Origin of the sequence: Borrelia sp. MN22-0132 (assembly GCF_049201035.1) — a bacterium.
GTDB classification, from domain to species: Bacteria; Spirochaetota; Spirochaetia; order Borreliales; family Borreliaceae; genus Borrelia; species Borrelia puertoricensis.
In genome coordinates, this window is the sequence record NZ_CP138334.1 from 622,330 (window position 1) to 637,418 (window position 15,089).

The window sequence follows — 15,089 nt, forward strand, 5'->3', positions numbered from 1 at the left end:
TATGGGATTATTTTCAAGTATTAATACTGCTTCAACGGGTTTGACAGCTCAAAGATTGAGACTAGATGTTATTGCAAATAATATTGCTAATGTGGAGACTACTAGAACTTCTGAGGGGGGCTCTTATAGAAGACAGAGGATAATTTTTTCTCCAAGGGTTGTAAGTCCGTATTGGAAGGGTCCTTTCGTCCCTGATTATCTTGATAATGGAGTTGGTCAGGGCGTAAGGGTTTCTGGTATTGAAAAAGACAAGTCCCCTTTGAAATTAAAGTATGATCCAACTCATCCTGATGCAATAAAATCTGGTGATCTAAAGGGTTATGTGGAATTTCCTAATGTGAATGCAGTTGAAGAGATGGTAGATATGATATCTGCTTCTCGTGCTTATGAAGCAAATTCTACTGTCATTAATAGTGGCAAAGCAATGTTTAGGAGTGCATTGTCAATACTGCAGAATTAAGGAGGTTTGTGAGCAATGGAAGTAGATTCTTTTTTTACAGATAATAATGTTTATTTAGTTCGTAAAAATCCTTTGCATTTTGATAAAAGTTTTTCTGGTTTTGATGTTAAACGTGAGGTAAAGGCAGAATCTTTCAAAGATTTGTTCTTTAATTTAATATCTGATGTGAATAATAGCCAATTGGATGTGTTTAGAATGTCTCAACAAGCTATTTTGCAACCAAATAGTGTTGATGTGCATGATATTACAATAGCAATGTCTAAAGCTAATATGAATTTAAGTATTACAAAGGCTGTTGTTGAGAGAGGCATAAAGGCTTATCAAGATGTAATTAATATTCGTTAAGGAGCTATGCAGTTTGAACAATTTTATTACTAAGTTTTTTGCATCAGTAAATAAGAATTTCAAAAGGGCCAGTATGGTTCAAAAAGTGGCTTTTGGTGTTATTGCTTTATTCATAATTTTAGCATTTATTTTTTTAATAGGATTTTCTACTAAAAAACAAGGTATTGCTCTTTTTGGTGTTGGTATTAAAGATCAGTATTTGTTAGATAGAATAGTGCAAAGATTGGATAGAGAAAGTGTTGAATATATTATTACTTCTGATGGAAAAATTTACTTAAGTGATGAAAATATGTCAAAAAAAATGAGAGCAATTCTTGTAAGAGAAGAGCTTGTTCCTGTGCATATGGATCCTTGGTCTCTTTTTGATATTGATAGATGGACCATTACGGATTTTGAGAGGAATGTTAATCTTAGGAGATCAATTACAAGAGCTGTTGAACAGCATATTGTTGCTCTTGATGATGTTGATGCTGTTAGTATTAATCTTGTGATGCCAGAAAAGGCTCTTTTTAAAGAATCACAGGAAGCAGTTAAAGCGTCTGTTAGAATTACTCCTAAGCCTGGTTCTGATATCGTGACTAATCGTAAAAAGGTGGAAGGACTTGTTAAGCTGATTCAATATGCTATTGAGGGTCTTGAGTCGGATAATATTGCTATTGTTGATAATAAAGGGACTATTTTAAATGATTTTTCTAATTTAGATGGTATTGATAGGATTGATTTGGCTGAAAAGGAAAGGAAGCTTAAATTAAAATATGAATCTATGCTTCGAGATGAAATTGATTCTGCTTTAAGTAAAGTTTTGTCTGTTGATAGGTTTATGATTGCAAGAGTTAATGTGACGCTTGATACTTCTCGTCAAACTACGGAATCTAAAGAGTATGCTCCTATTGAGATTGAGCCACAGGATCCAAAAGTTTCTTATAATACAAGAAAAGTTAGTGATTCTACATTGCTTTCTTCCCAAGTGCATAAAAGAGAATATGAGGGACAAGGTTATAGTCCATGGGGGCCACCTGGTCAAGAAGGTAACACCCCTCCTGAATACCGAGATTTAAGTGATATTATCGGTAAGTCAAATGAGTTTAAAGAAATAAAGAATATTGCTCTTAATGAGAAAAAATCTTTAAACGAAAAGGAGCCTGCTAGGATTGCAGGGATTTCTCTTGGTATTTTTATAGATGGTGTTTGGGATTTTGTTTATGATGAGTCTGGAAATTTTATTATAGAAAATGGCATGCGTAAAAGGGAATATAAGCCTATTTCTGATGAAGCTTTAAAAAATATTACAGATGTTTTGCAAAGTTCTTTTGAGTATAAGCCGGAGAGGGGGGATTCAATTGCCATTAGGAATGTTGCCTTTGATCGAGTGAATGAATTTAGAAAGATAGATGAAGATTATTTTTCAACTGAAAAATTTAAGTTTCTTATTTTTACAGTAAGTATAATATTTGCATTGTTGATATTAATATTTACGGTATTTTTCATTGTGTCTAGAGAAGTTGAGAGAAGAAGACGCCTTAAAGAAGAAGAGTTTTCAAGACAAGCACATTTAAGACGCCAGCAAGCATTAATGGATAACGATGATATTGGTGTTGATGATGTTGTTGGTGGAATTAGGGAGGAGGATGAACTTCAAAGTAATGCTGAACTTTTAGCTAGAGAGAAACCAGAAGATGTTGCTAAACTTATTAGAACATGGATTGTGAAGAATGTATAAAGGGTAATAATTTATATGGAAGATCAAAAAGAAAAAGAGATATTAGGTGTTTCTACTTTGACGGGCAAACAGAAAGCCGCTATTTTATTAGTTTCAATAGGTTCTGAAATTTCATCTAAAATATTTAAATATTTATCTCAAGAGGAGATAGAATCGTTGACTTTTGAAATAGCAAGACTTGATGTTGTTACTTCTGATCTTAAAGATAGTGTTCTCTTGGAATTTAAAGAGTTAATGATGGCTCAAGAGTTTATTCAAAAGGGTGGAATAGATTATGCTAGGGAGCTTCTTGAGAAATCTCTTGGTACTCAAAAAGCAGTAGATATTATTAATAATTTAGGTTCTGCTTTGCAATCAAGGCCTTTTGAATTTGTTAGAAGAGCAGATCCTGCTAATATTTTAAACTTTATTCAACAAGAACATCCGCAGACAATTGCTTTAATACTTTCATATCTTGATCCTCAAAAGGCTTCATTTATTCTCTCTAGCCTTCCTACTGAAATTCAGACTAATGTTGCAAGAAGAATTGCATTGATGGATAGAACTTCTCCTGAAGTGGTAAGAGAAGTTGAGAGAGTGCTTGAGAAAAAGTTAGCTTCTTTATCTTCAGAGGATTATACTTCAGCTGGAGGCGTTGATAATGTTGTTGAAATAATTAACATGGCCGATCGAAAGACAGAGAAATTTATTATTGAATCCCTTGAAGAAGAGGATCCTGAACTTGCAGAGGAAATTAAAAAGAAAATGTTTGTATTTGAAGATATTGTTCTTCTTGATGATAGATCAATACAGCGAATTTTAAGAGAAATAGATGGTCAGGAGTTATCAAAAGCTTTAAAATCAGTTGATGCACCTGTTCAAGATAAGATTTTTAAAAATATGTCTAAGAGGGCTGCTGGAATGCTTAAGGAAGATATGGAATTTTTGGGTCCCACTAGACGTAAGGATGTTGAGGAAGCTCAGCAAAAAATTGTTTCTCTTATTAGGAAATTAGAAGAACAGGGTGAAATAGTAATCTCAAGGGGTGGTGAAGAAGATGTACTTGTCTGAGGAAGGAGTTGTATTTGCCTAAGGTTTTATATAAATCAAAAGAAGTTGTAAATGCAGTAAAGTTAGAGTTTGTTGAGATTACAAATCCTATTTTTAAATCGTTGGAAATTAAGAGAAAAGAAAATGAACTTTGTGATATAGATAGTCGTAGCATTAAACTTCGCAATGAACTTGAAGACTTAATGAATCAAAAAACAAAGCTTCAAGAGGAAATTGAACGTGAACATGAATTTGCTAAAAAGGAAATAGATGCTGAATGTTCTAAGATTCTTGAAGAAGCTAAAGATCAAGCTAATAAAATAGTAAGTTTGGCTAGTGAGAGAGCTGAAGCTTTGCAAAAGGAAGCTGAGAACAAAAAAGGGGCTATTGAGCAAGAGTCTAATTTAGAAATTGAGAAAATAGTTAGGGAACATGAAGATCGATTAAAAAGGGAACTTGAAACGGAAATGGCAAGAGGAAGAAATGAAGGGTATGATGCAGGGTTTAATAAGGGGCGTGAGGATTGTGATAAAATATTAGGAAAGTTAAATAGCATAATATCTTCTTTGGTTGCAAAGAGAAAGGAGATCCTTGAATCTTCAGGGGAACACATAATGAATCTTGTCATGCAGATTGCAGTTAAGGTGGTTAAAAAAATTATAGATTCTCAGAAAGGTGTTGTTATAGAAAATGTAAATGAGGCTTTAAATAAGGTAAAAAGCAAAACGAATATTGTTATTCGTGTTAATCTTGATGATATAGATGTTGTGAGTCATCAAAAGCATGAGTTTATTTCTAAATTTGATTTTATAAAGAATCTAGAAGTTGTTGAAGACGCTAATATAGGAAAGGGTGGATGTATTATTGAGACTGATTTTGGGGAAATAGATGCACGAATTTCATCCCAACTGGATAGAATAGAGGAGAAATTTAAAAATTTTTCTTCTATATTTTAGAGATTAAGGAATATTGATGGACATCTTTTTTGAAGATTATTCAAAAATATTGGATGATGTTGAGCCTATATCTCTTATTGGTAAAATAAGGAAGATTAAAGGACTCTTAATAGAAAGTTTGGGTCCAAAATGTGGTATTGGTGATTTATGTTTAATTGAGCAAAGAAGTGGTAAGAAAATATATGCTGAAGTTTTAGGTTTAAATGGATCTTTTGTTAACCTTATGGCTTATGAAGGATTTGATGGAATTGAGATTGGCGATAAAGTTTGCTCTTTAGGTAAAAAGCTTCAGATTAATCTTAGTGATGAATTACTTGGTCGGGTGATAGATTCTCTTGGTAGGCCTATTGATAATAAGGGGCAGTTTTTTGGTAATTATTATAAAGAATTAAGTTTTAGTAATATTAATCCTTTAAGTAGGGGTGTTTTTTCTGAGCAAATAGTTACTGGTGTTAAAGTTCTTGATGGGTTTTTACCAGTTGCAAAGGGACAACGTGTAGGCATTTTCTCAGGTGCGGGTGTTGGTAAGTCTACTTTGCTTGGTATGATTGCTAAAAATTCTAAGGCAGATGTTAATGTTATTGCATTTATTGGTGAGAGAGGCCGTGAGCTTAATGAGTTTATTAATTATGATCTTGGAGAAGAATGCTTTAAGAGAAGTGTTTTGATTGTTTCGACCTCTGATGCATCTCCTATTTCAAGATATAAAGGGGCTTATACCGCAACATTAATAGCTGAATATTTTAGAGATCGTGGGATGGATGTTATGTTGTTATTTGATTCAATTACAAGATTTGCAAATGCTAAAAGGGAAATTAGTCTTTCTATGGGAGAGCCGCCTGCTACTAAGGGATATCCTCCTTCTGTTTTTGTAGAAATTCCTATTTTGCTTGAGCGTTCAGGACTTAATTCTAAGGGTAGTATTACAGGGTTTTATACTGTGCTTGTTGAGGGCGATGATTTTACAGAACCAATAGCTGATAATATGAAAGCTGTTTTAGATGGACACATTATTTTGGATAGAGATTTATCTGATAGAGGGATTTATCCTTCTGTAAATATTTTAAATTCTACTTCAAGATCTCTTCATAGAATAGTAAATTTTGAAAGACAAAAATTGATATCTAAGATTAGAAATTTATTATCAATTTATAAAAGTTATGAAGATTTAATTAAGACGGGAATTTATATTAAAGGTTCTAATAAAGAAGTTGATTTCGCAGTTGCAAAATATCCAAAAATTATTGATTTTTTGTCTCAAGGAATACAAGAGGAGTTTGATTTTGAAAATTTGGATAGTGAATTGAGAGAAATATTAGCTTGAATGATTTAATTTCTAAGAAAAAAATTTTTGAAAAAATAGTGAGTCTTAGGACTTATGATAGGAAATCCAGCGAAAGTGATTTAATTAATGTGAATAATAAGATTTCAAAAATAGAAGAATTTTTAGAAGGAATATCTGAAGGTTTGAATAAATTAAACAATATGGATGTTTTTTCGAAAGAAAATTATTTAGATTATTTGACTTATAGAAAAGGGAAAGAGTTGAGAAATCTTGAAAAACTTAAGCATGAACATGATAAGTATCATGACATTTATTTGAAGAAATATGGAGAAGAAAAAAAGGTTGACATATTAATAAAAACTTTAAATGATATTATAATTAAAGAAAAAGTAAAAAGAGAAAGCTTGTTTTTAGATGAATATGTTAATTATAGAATTTGTAAAAAATTAGGGAATAATCAATGAATGATTTTTTGTCATTTTCACTTAGATTTTTTTTGTGGCTATTTTTAGTTATTTTTTTCTTAGTGTTTTCATTTTTTTTGTTTGATTTATTTGGTATATATCAAACTAGAGATTATTTGCCTATGTATATCAGGGCTTTACTTTTTAAGGGAGATGCTCAGCCACCTGAATATACACATATTAGTCTTGAAGAGATTAGGATGATAAAGGAGAAAGAGGCAATTTATATTAAAGGTCAGCAAGTTGAAAAATTGAGAGAAGAATTGAAAAAGAGAGAAGATAGTTTAAATAAGTTAGAAGCCGAACTTAATCAAAAGCAGAAAGATTTAGATTTGAAACAGAGAGTAATCGATGATATTGTCAATAAATATAAAGATGAAGACGCAAATTTTGCTCAGGCTGCTTTATATTTAGTTAATATGCCACCAAAGGATGCTGTTAAGAGGCTTGAAGAACTTAATGATGAGATTGCAATATCTTATATGCGTAAGGTGGAAGATATTGCTAAAAAAGAGGGACGGGCGTCTATTGTTCCTTATTGGTTGTCTCTTATGGATTCTAAGAAGGCCGCTGTACTAATTAGAAAAATGTCTGTTAGTTCATTGGAGTGATGTATGAATACTTTAAGTAAGATTATTGTTAGTTTGCCAAGTCTAAACAAGGATTTTAATTTTTTGAATGTAGGTGGTATTTTTAGTCAAGCAAAAAAGGGTGTTTTTTCAGATCTTATTTCTTCAGAGATTCAAAATCTGTCTAGGTTTAGGGATTCAATGCTAGAATTTGTAAAATTTTTAAAAAGTAATGGCCTTATAAGTAAGGATTTTAAGAATATCTCTTTAAAGAGACCATTTGCCTTTGAAAAATTTAGTGATAACGGTTTCGTGTCTGATTTAAAATCTTTAATAAAAAAGGTGAATAGTTTATTTGATTTTGAAAGTCTGAAAATTTTAAGTGAGAGTTTGTCTTTTGATTCTGAGATTAGTGACAAAATAAAAATGTTAAAAAATTTTGAAAAAGTTTTGTCTGATCTTAACATTTTGTTTGGCAATGTAAATTCTCTTTTTAATTTTGATGTTTTAAGTGTTGATCTTAATTTTAATCATATAGATTTGAATTTTGTAAAGAGAGATAAGGAAAAAAATGTTATTGCTATTGATGTTAAAAATTTTAAGAAAAATGATAGTGTTAAGGAATTTCTTAATTCAGGTTCTAGGTTTAGGTTAATTGATGGTGAAAATTATGTTGGCAAGTATGGTCTTAAAGAAACGTTTGATGGATTGACAGAATTTATAGGTGATCTTTCTAGTTTTAATACAAAACCTGTTAAAGGATCTTTTATTAGTCACATTGCTGATAATTTAATGTCAGAATGGAATTTAAAAATAAATCATAATATTGTGAATAAGGCCAAAATTGTGTTAAAATCGAATAATACAGGAGAAATTAGGCTGATTTTAAAGCCCAAAAGACTTGGTAGTATAAGAATTAATTTAAATCTTGATTCTAATAATAATTTATTAGGTAAGATTATAGTTGACAATCATAATGTTAAGACTCTTTTTGAGCAAAATATGTATTCGATCAGCAAAATGTTAAATGATAATGGTTTTAATACTAGTTTAAATCTTTCTCTTGCAGGTAGTGGTTCTGGTTTTTTTTCTGGTAATTTTGAGGATGATGTTGAGAGCCAATTATCTTCTTTGAATAAGAATAATATCTTTAAAGTTGAGGATAATGTTGAGATTTCTGTTGATTTAGAAAAAAGTATTAATTTTGTTGTTTAAAATGGAGGATAGATGGGTACAATTGATCATATTGACAATTTAGTCGGTATAGACCGAGCTAAGGAAATATCTAATTCTAAGGTACAAAGAGGTGTTAAGGGTAATAATCTTGGTCGGGATGATTTTTTGAAACTACTTGTTACTCAACTTAAATATCAAGATCCTACAGACCCAATGAAAGATAAAGAGTTTATTTCGCAAATGGCACAATTCTCAGCTCTTGAACAAATGACAAATATGAGTAAATCTTTTGAGAGGCTCTCATCTGTTCTTGGTATAAATAAAGATTTGGATTTATTGGGCAAAATAGTTGAGTTTGAACATGTTGATGGAGAGATTATTAAGGGTAAAGTTACAAATATTAAAACAGGAATAGTTCCACAAATTATGATTGATGGCAAGTATTATGTTTATAATAATATTTTGTCAGTAGGATTGGAGGAGTAGTTATATGATGAGGTCTTTATATTCTGGTGTTTCTGGTCTTCAGAATCATCAAACAAGAATGGATGTTGTTGGTAATAACATTGCCAATGTTAATACTATTGGTTTTAAGAAAGGAAGGGTTAATTTTCAAGATGTGATATCTCAGAGTATTTCTGGAGCATCTCGTCCTACTGATGGTCGCGGAGGTGTTAATCCAAAACAAGTTGGTCTTGGAATGAGTGTTGCTACTATTGATACTATTCATACTCAAGGATCTTTTCAAAGCACCCAAAAAGCCTCTGATCTTGGAATTAGTGGTAATGGTTTTTTTATTTTAAGAGATGGTAATAATTCTTTTTATACAAGAGCTGGTGCATTTGATGTTGATTCTAATAGGCGTCTTGTAAATCCTGCAAATGGTATGAGAATTCAAGGTTGGATGGCAAAGTCTATTGGTGGAGAACAGGTTATTAATACATCTGCTGATGTTGAAGATTTAGTTATTCCTATTGGGGATAAAGAAGGTGCTAAGGCTACGGAACACATTACTTTTGCTTGTAATCTTGATAAAAGATTACCTATAATTGAGGAAGGTGCAAGTGAAGTGGATGTTGCTCGTGGTACTTGGGTTGTTAATAAGACTATTTATGATAGTTTTGGAAATACTAGTGTTGTTGAACTTAGAGTTGTAAAGGATACAACTACTCCTAATTTATGGAACGCTACAGTTTTAGTAAATGGGGAGACAAATTCCAATTTTACAATAGGCTTTAATAATGAAGGAGCATTGCTTTCTTTAAATGGTCAGGCAGGTCAGCCTGGTGATTTACTTGAGTTTCCTATAACTTTTGGTGTTGTGAATGCTAATGCCGGAGAAGTTGGTGAGCAGCAAACTATTAATCTTAGACTTGGTAATGTTGGTAGTTATACTGATTCAATTACGCAATTTGCTGATGCAAGTACTACAAAGGCTATTATCCAAGATGGATATGGTATGGGATATATGGAAAACTATGAAATAGATCAAAATGGCATAATAATGGGAGTTTATTCAAATGGTATTAGACGAGATATTGGTAAAATTGCGCTTGCTTCATTTGTTAATCCTGGGGGACTTGCAAAGATAGGTGATACTAATTTTAGTGAGACAAGTAATTCAGGTCAGGCTAGGGTAGGTGAAACTGGTTTGGCAGGTCTTGGTACTATTAGAGCAGGAGTTTTAGAAATGGCTAATGTTGATCTTGCTGAGCAATTTACAGATATGATAGTTACTCAAAGAGGTTTTCAGGCTAATGCTAAAACTATAACCACTTCGGATCAGTTATTACAAGAGCTTGTAAGACTTAAGAATTAATTTTTTGTTTTAGTTTATGATTTATGTAACTAAACTTAATGGCGATGGGTATTATTTAAATCCTTGTCATATTGAGAGTATTGAGGCTAATCCTGATACTACGATTCTTCTTATGAATGGTAAAAAATTGATTGTAAAAGAAGATGTAGTAGAGGTTGTTGATAAAATCAAGGTATATAGGAGAGAGATTGCTTTGTTAGACAGAATTACACAAGAGAATAAGGGAGTTGAGCTATGAATTTAGCTAGTATAGTTGGATGGGGTGTTGGATTTGGTGCTATTTTAATTTCTATGGCATTTACTCCTACAGGATTAGGGGTTTTTTGGGATTTGAGTTCTGTATTTATTACAGTTGTTGGTTCTTTTTCTGCACTTGTGGCTTCCTCAGAAATTTCCACTGTAAAGAGAATTCCTACATATCTGGGATTTTTCTTTAAAAAGAGTTCTTTTGGTAAAGTTCCCATTATAAAGACTTTAGTTGAACTCTCAGAAAAAGCCAGAAAAGAAGGGCTTTTATCTCTTGATGATGAACTTGATCAAATCAATGATCCTTTTTTTAAGTCTGGAATGAGACTTGTCGTTGATGGTGCTGATCCTGAGATAATTAGAACTATGCTTTATCTTGAACTTGATCAAATGCAAGAGAGACATAAGATTGGTGCTGATCTTTTTGGAACTTGGGCGAAGCTTGCTCCTGCTTTTGGAATGATAGGTACGCTTATTGGGCTTATAGCTCTTCTTGGAAATTTAGAAGACAGATCAGCTCTTGGTTCTTCTATGGCTGTTGCTCTTATTACAACTCTTTATGGTACAATAATGGCAAATTTAATGTTGCTTCCTATTCAAATTAAATTAGAGTTTATAGATATTGAGGAAGCATCAGTGAAGACGATGATTGTTGAAGGTATTTTATCAATTCAGGCAGGGGATAACCCTAGAATTTTAGAACAAAAATTGGTAACGTTTTTAACTCCTAAAGATAGGAGTCAGCTTGGAAGCGGTATTCTTGGGGGTGAGTGATGTCATTGAGAGATAGGAAGAAGCGTTCAAAGTGTGAAGGAGGTGCTCCTGAGTATATGTTAACATATGGAGACATGGTTACCTTGTTACTTGTTTTTTTTGTTACTATGTTTTCGTTAAATGATATTATTCTCAAAGAAAATGTATTAAAAATAATGTCAGCTTCGTTTACAGGGTCCGGATTTTTTAAGGGCGGAAAGACCTTAGATATTAATAAACTTTCTTATTTGAGTAATAGTTTTATGTTTTTACCTTCTACTGGGAAGAATAAACAAGCTTCTCAGGCGTCCAAAAATAAGTCTATTATTGAATTAATTGAAAAGATTCAGTCTAATAAGGTTATTGTAAGACATTATGAACGTGGTGTTGTTGTGTCTCTTTTGGCCGATGCTTTTTTTGAGTCAGCTAGTGCTGAGGTTAAACTTGATGATAATAGGGAGACTATACAAAAGATAGCTTCTTTTATTGGGTTTTTGGATAATCAAGGGTATAATTTTAAAATCGAAGGACATACAGACAATGTTGATGTTAATATAAATGGAATTTGGAAAAGTAATTGGGAGCTTTCATCGGCAAGAGCAGTAAATATGTTAGAGCAGATTTTGAATTATACCGATCAGTCTAAGATACAAAGCATTGAGAGTAAATTTGAGGTGTCTGGATTTGCGGGAAGTAGACCGGTTGCCACAGATGATACTCCTGAAGGTAGAGCTTATAATAGAAGAATAGATATTTTGATTACTAGTGATGCTTCTTTGAGTTCTACTAAAGGTATTAGTCAATAATGATGTTTTAGTAATGAAAGAAGAAATTTATAGGAGGTAATATGCCTGAGAGAGATAATGGTAGTATAGATGTAGGTGGTGCGGATAATAAAAGAATGGGCTTGCTACCTGATATTATAATAAAAATTTTGCAAATATTAGCAATAGGACTATTTACTGTTGTTATTATGATAATAGTTGCTTATTTTGTTTCTAAGATGGTAGTAAGTCAAAGTGGGGCACCTAATAATTTTCCAATTTTTTCTAATGAATATTTGGGCAAACCCCCTATGCTTATATGGTATGAAAGCATAGATGAAATTAGGGGAACTACTCAAGATACTCCTCCAAAGACTTTTGTAATAAAACTTGCGTTAGGTTATGCTGAGAATAATGTAAATATTTTAAGTGAGCTTGGAAGACAAAAAGTTCGGTTAAAAGATATTATTAGAGAATATTTTAGTCAAAGAACAGGACAAGAGATAAAGAACGAAAGTCAGATTAAGGCGGAAATTAAGGCTAGAATTAATAGTATTCTTCGAAATGGTGAAATAAAAGAAATAGCATTAACACAAATTGATATTTTTGATATGTGATTTTTAAAAGGAATTTTGAATGGCAGGTAATCCGGGAGCATTATCACAAGATGATATAGACAGTCTTTTAGAATCTATTAATTCATCTGATAATTTATCATCAGATGATTCGCTTTCTAATATCATATCTAGTCCTATGGGCAAGAAACAGAAAATTAAAGTTTATGATTTTAAAAGACCAGACAAATTCTCAAAAGAGCAAGTAAGGACGGTGTCAAGTTTTCATGAAGCATTTGCAAGGTATACTACAACTTCACTCTCAGCACTTTTGAGGAAGATGGTTCATGTACATGTAGCTTCAGTTGATCAGTTGACTTATGAAGAGTTTATTAGATCTATTCCAAATCCTACTACTTTGGCAATAATTAACATGGATCCTCTTAAGGGTTCTGCTATATTTGAGGTTGATCCAACCATTGCGTTTGCAATAGTTGATAGACTTTTTGGAGGAGATGGAGATACTATTAAGGATAAGAGTAGAGATTTAACAGAAATAGAACAGTCTGTCATGGAAAGTGTTATTATCCGTATACTTGCTAACATGAGAGAAGCTTGGTCGCAGGTAGTCGATCTTAGGCCTCGTTTTGGGCACATAGAGGTTAATCCTCAGTTTGCGCAAATAGTTCCTCCAACAGAAATGGTTATTTTAGTAACTCTTGAAGTTAAGATAGGTAAAGTTGAAGGGCTTATGAATTTTTGTTTGCCTTATATTACAATAGAGCCTATTGTATCTAAGCTTTCAACAAGATATTGGCATTCTTTAATTGGTGTGGGTACTACTAGTGAAAATCTTGACATCCTTAGAGAAAAGCTTGAGAATACAGATATGCTTTTGGTGGCTGAAATCGGAGAGGTTAAATTAAAGGTAAGAGAAATATTATCCTTAGCAAAAGGTGATGTTCTTAATCTTGAAAATTCTCCAATAGATAAGGATTTAATCTTAAAGGTAGGGACTAAACAGAAATTTAAGTGTAGAATGGGTCTTGTTGGAAATAAGATTTCAGTTCAGGTTACAGAAAAAGTTGGTGAAGTAGAGGATTTTGATTTGTTAAAGGAGCTCACGGAAGAGGTTGAATAGGTTGTTAAAAGTTTAAATGTGTTAATAAGTTTAGTGAAGAGGTGAATTAATGGCTATAGATGATAAGAGTGATATTAGTGAAGAGAAACCTGAGATAAAGGGTGTTAAACTTCCTGATTTAATTGATACTTTGCCTGAAGGTGTTGATCCTAGTAATTTTGGTCTTTTGATGGATGTTTCTATGCAAGTCACTGTTGAACTTGGTAGAACTGAGCGTAAAATAAAAGATATACTTGGTATGTCTGAGGGGACGATCATTACACTTGATAAGCTTGCTGGTGAGCCTGTAGATATTTTGGTAAATGGCAAAGTGATAGCTAAAGGAGAGGTTGTTGTAATTGATGAAAATTTTGGTGTTAGAATTACCGAAATAATTAAAATTAAAAATGAGTAGATTAACTTTATTTAAGTTTGTGTTTTTAATTTTTTTTATATTTTTTTTAAAAAATTTGTTTGCACAGGAGGATGAAGTTGATTTAAATATTTCTTCTTCTAGATTAGAGAGTGAGGTTAATTTACCGATATTTGAGGGTGATAAGGCTAATTTGAATAATAAAGATATACAAAATATATCTCTTTTCAATATTTCAGATTTAGTTACTATATTTTTGTTTTTTCTTTTTTTTCTTATTTGTATCTTTTTGTTCAAAAAAATGATTCTAAATCATAAAAAAGTTAAAAATGGTTATAAATCAGATTTTATAAGAGAGCTTGTTTTTTATGAAATAGACAATAAAAATTCTGTAAGGGTTATCAATATACTAGGTAATGTTTATGTATTTTTAGTATCAAGTAATTCTTCTATTTTGCTAAGAGAGATTAAACAGGGTGAAGAACTAGATAATTTAAAATTTGAGCTTAATAAAGCTAAAAGTCTTAGTGATATAACTTCATTTAAGTCAGTTTTTAATAAAGTATTACGTAAGAACAGAAAAGATGAATTATTGTTTGATGAGATTGAGTATGCGGCATTGGAGAATGATATTGAGACTTCTTTAAAAAGCAAACAAGATAGGCTGAAAAAGTTTTAGAGGTTAAATTTGAGTAAAAAATTAAGTTTTTTCTTATTTCTTGGAGTTATAAATTTTTCATTTGCTCAAACTAAATCTTTGCAAACTACTACTGGTTTAAATTTTCCGTTTGTTGATCTTGTAAATTATGTTGGTGGTGGAATAATTTTTCCTTTGCAACTGTTATTGATATTAACTATAATAACTCTTTCTCCGGCTTTTTTAGTTTTGATGACTTCTTTTTTAAGGATAGCAATAGTATTAGATTTTATTAGAAGGGCATTATCACTTCAACAATCACCTCCTAATCAGGTAATAATGGGATTGGCTTTATTTTTAACTCTTTTTACTATGTGGCCAACTTTTAACATAATATATAAAGAAGCATATTTACCTCTTCAGGATGCAAAAATAGGTTTTAATGAATTTTATGATAGGGGAATTACTCCTCTTAGAAATTTTATGTATAAGCAAATGTCTAATAGTAAGCATGAAGAGATTAGATTGTTTATGAGTATTAGTAATTACCCCAGGCCTAAGAATTTTAGTGAAGTTCCTACTCATGTTCTTATTGCATCTTTTATTTTGCATGAGCTGAAAGTTGCTTTTAAAATGGGCATTTTAATATTTTTACCATTCATAGTGATAGACATTATTGTAGCTGCCGTTTTAATGGCAATGGGAATGATAATGTTGCCGCCTGTAATGATATCTTTACCATTCAAACTTATGCTTTTTGTAATGGTAGATGGTTGGACTTTAATTACTAGTGGGCTTGTAAAAAGCTTTATGTGAAGG

The 15,089-nt window shown here is 31.7% G+C and carries 19 protein-coding genes; all 19 read left to right on the plus strand.

Features of this window, described 5'->3' with window-relative positions:
• The first annotated feature begins 1 nt into the window (after position 1).
• Genes flgC through fliP form a run of 19 tightly spaced genes read left to right on the plus strand, consistent with a single transcriptional unit; the run spans position 2 to position 15,086 of the window.
• On the plus strand, positions 2 to 460 hold the full coding sequence (gene flgC, locus R5397_RS02935; RefSeq protein ID WP_247065470.1) for a flagellar basal body rod protein FlgC: 459 nt from the start codon (positions 2 to 4) through the stop codon (positions 458 to 460).
• Positions 461 to 475: 15 nt separating this feature from the next.
• Positions 476 to 805, plus strand: a complete 330-nt coding sequence (gene fliE, locus R5397_RS02940; protein ID WP_247065469.1) for a flagellar hook-basal body complex protein FliE — start codon at positions 476 to 478, stop codon at positions 803 to 805.
• 13 nt (positions 806 to 818) lie between these two features.
• Positions 819 to 2,525 carry a flagellar basal-body MS-ring/collar protein FliF gene (gene fliF, locus R5397_RS02945; protein ID WP_421622837.1) on the plus strand — a complete coding sequence of 569 codons (1,707 nt, stop codon included), beginning with the start codon at positions 819 to 821 and terminating at the stop codon, positions 2,523 to 2,525.
• Positions 2,526 to 2,540: 15 nt separating this feature from the next.
• A complete protein-coding gene (gene fliG, locus R5397_RS02950) occupies positions 2,541 to 3,575 on the plus strand; it encodes a flagellar motor switch protein FliG (protein ID WP_421622838.1) in 1,035 nt (344 codons plus the stop codon).
• Positions 3,576 to 3,589: 14 nt separating this feature from the next.
• Positions 3,590 to 4,510 (plus strand): flagellar assembly protein FliH, encoded by a 921-nt coding sequence (fliH, locus tag R5397_RS02955; protein ID WP_421622839.1) that lies wholly within the window; start codon positions 3,590 to 3,592, stop codon positions 4,508 to 4,510.
• 16 nt (positions 4,511 to 4,526) lie between these two features.
• On the plus strand, positions 4,527 to 5,834 hold the full coding sequence (locus tag R5397_RS02960; RefSeq protein WP_421622840.1) for a FliI/YscN family ATPase: 1,308 nt from the start codon (positions 4,527 to 4,529) through the stop codon (positions 5,832 to 5,834).
• Positions 5,831 to 6,259 (plus strand): flagellar export protein FliJ, encoded by a 429-nt coding sequence (locus R5397_RS02965; RefSeq protein ID WP_421622841.1) that lies wholly within the window; start codon positions 5,831 to 5,833, stop codon positions 6,257 to 6,259. The genes R5397_RS02960 and R5397_RS02965 overlap by 4 nt, the downstream gene beginning before the upstream one ends.
• Positions 6,256 to 6,870 carry a periplasmic-type flagellar collar protein FlbB gene (locus R5397_RS02970; protein WP_421622842.1) on the plus strand — a complete coding sequence of 205 codons (615 nt, stop codon included), beginning with the start codon at positions 6,256 to 6,258 and terminating at the stop codon, positions 6,868 to 6,870. The genes R5397_RS02965 and R5397_RS02970 overlap by 4 nt, the downstream gene beginning before the upstream one ends.
• Positions 6,871 to 6,873: 3 nt before the next feature.
• Positions 6,874 to 8,043, plus strand: a complete 1,170-nt coding sequence (locus R5397_RS02975; RefSeq protein WP_421622843.1) for a flagellar hook-length control protein FliK — start codon at positions 6,874 to 6,876, stop codon at positions 8,041 to 8,043.
• 12 nt (positions 8,044 to 8,055) lie between these two features.
• On the plus strand, positions 8,056 to 8,490 hold the full coding sequence (gene flgD, locus R5397_RS02980) for a flagellar hook assembly protein FlgD (RefSeq protein ID WP_421622844.1): 435 nt from the start codon (positions 8,056 to 8,058) through the stop codon (positions 8,488 to 8,490).
• Positions 8,491 to 8,494: 4 nt separating this feature from the next.
• Positions 8,495 to 9,823: a flagellar hook protein FlgE gene (gene flgE / locus R5397_RS02985; RefSeq protein ID WP_421622845.1), complete on the plus strand. Its 1,329-nt coding sequence runs from the start codon at positions 8,495 to 8,497 to the stop codon at positions 9,821 to 9,823.
• Positions 9,824 to 9,839: 16 nt separating this feature from the next.
• Positions 9,840 to 10,061, plus strand: a complete 222-nt coding sequence (locus tag R5397_RS02990; RefSeq protein ID WP_421622846.1) for a flagellar FlbD family protein — start codon at positions 9,840 to 9,842, stop codon at positions 10,059 to 10,061.
• A complete protein-coding gene (locus R5397_RS02995) occupies positions 10,058 to 10,843 on the plus strand; it encodes a motility protein A (protein ID WP_421622847.1) in 786 nt (261 codons plus the stop codon). The genes R5397_RS02990 and R5397_RS02995 overlap by 4 nt, the downstream gene beginning before the upstream one ends.
• Positions 10,843 to 11,628: a flagellar motor protein MotB gene (gene motB / locus R5397_RS03000; protein WP_421622848.1), complete on the plus strand. Its 786-nt coding sequence runs from the start codon at positions 10,843 to 10,845 to the stop codon at positions 11,626 to 11,628. Before R5397_RS02995 ends, motB begins: the two co-directional genes overlap by 1 nt.
• Before the next feature lie 41 nt (positions 11,629 to 11,669).
• Positions 11,670 to 12,203, plus strand: coding sequence for a flagellar basal body-associated protein FliL (fliL, locus tag R5397_RS03005; RefSeq protein ID WP_247065456.1), 534 nt, complete (start codon positions 11,670 to 11,672; stop codon positions 12,201 to 12,203).
• A gap of 19 nt (positions 12,204 to 12,222) precedes the next feature.
• The gene (gene fliM / locus R5397_RS03010) at positions 12,223 to 13,281 is read left to right on the plus strand and encodes a flagellar motor switch protein FliM (RefSeq protein ID WP_011772235.1); all 1,059 of its coding nucleotides are present in this window, start codon (positions 12,223 to 12,225) and stop codon (positions 13,279 to 13,281) included.
• Between the two features lie 49 nt (positions 13,282 to 13,330).
• A complete protein-coding gene (gene fliN, locus R5397_RS03015; RefSeq protein ID WP_247065455.1) occupies positions 13,331 to 13,675 on the plus strand; it encodes a flagellar motor switch protein FliN in 345 nt (114 codons plus the stop codon).
• A complete protein-coding gene (locus tag R5397_RS03020) occupies positions 13,668 to 14,312 on the plus strand; it encodes a flagella biosynthesis regulatory protein FliZ (RefSeq protein ID WP_421622849.1) in 645 nt (214 codons plus the stop codon). Before fliN ends, R5397_RS03020 begins: the two co-directional genes overlap by 8 nt.
• 9 nt (positions 14,313 to 14,321) lie before the next feature.
• Positions 14,322 to 15,086 (plus strand): flagellar type III secretion system pore protein FliP, encoded by a 765-nt coding sequence (gene fliP, locus R5397_RS03025; RefSeq protein WP_247065453.1) that lies wholly within the window; start codon positions 14,322 to 14,324, stop codon positions 15,084 to 15,086.
• The last annotated feature ends 3 nt before the right edge of the window (positions 15,087 to 15,089 follow it).

Bases quoted from the DNA above. Each gene is read 5' to 3' on its own strand.
- fliG (WP_421622838.1), top strand. From the start codon at position 2,541: ATGGAAGATCAAAAAGAAAAAGAGATATTAGGTGTTTCTACTTTGACG.
- flgC (WP_247065470.1), top strand. From the start codon at position 2: ATGGGATTATTTTCAAGTATTAATACTGCTTCAACGGGTTTGACAGCT.
- fliL (WP_247065456.1), top strand. From the start codon at position 11,670: ATGCCTGAGAGAGATAATGGTAGTATAGATGTAGGTGGTGCGGATAAT.
- R5397_RS02960 (WP_421622840.1), top strand. From the start codon at position 4,527: ATGGACATCTTTTTTGAAGATTATTCAAAAATATTGGATGATGTTGAG.
- flgD (WP_421622844.1), top strand. From the start codon at position 8,056: ATGGGTACAATTGATCATATTGACAATTTAGTCGGTATAGACCGAGCT.
- flgE (WP_421622845.1), top strand. From the start codon at position 8,495: ATGATGAGGTCTTTATATTCTGGTGTTTCTGGTCTTCAGAATCATCAA.
- motB (WP_421622848.1), top strand. From the start codon at position 10,843: ATGTCATTGAGAGATAGGAAGAAGCGTTCAAAGTGTGAAGGAGGTGCT.
- R5397_RS02990 (WP_421622846.1), top strand. From the start codon at position 9,840: ATGATTTATGTAACTAAACTTAATGGCGATGGGTATTATTTAAATCCT.
- R5397_RS02975 (WP_421622843.1), top strand. From the start codon at position 6,874: ATGAATACTTTAAGTAAGATTATTGTTAGTTTGCCAAGTCTAAACAAG.
- R5397_RS02995 (WP_421622847.1), top strand. From the start codon at position 10,058: ATGAATTTAGCTAGTATAGTTGGATGGGGTGTTGGATTTGGTGCTATT.
- fliN (WP_247065455.1), top strand. From the start codon at position 13,331: ATGGCTATAGATGATAAGAGTGATATTAGTGAAGAGAAACCTGAGATA.
- fliM (WP_011772235.1), top strand. From the start codon at position 12,223: ATGGCAGGTAATCCGGGAGCATTATCACAAGATGATATAGACAGTCTT.
- fliE (WP_247065469.1), top strand. From the start codon at position 476: ATGGAAGTAGATTCTTTTTTTACAGATAATAATGTTTATTTAGTTCGT.
- R5397_RS02970 (WP_421622842.1), top strand. From the start codon at position 6,256: ATGAATGATTTTTTGTCATTTTCACTTAGATTTTTTTTGTGGCTATTT.
- R5397_RS03020 (WP_421622849.1), top strand. From the start codon at position 13,668: ATGAGTAGATTAACTTTATTTAAGTTTGTGTTTTTAATTTTTTTTATA.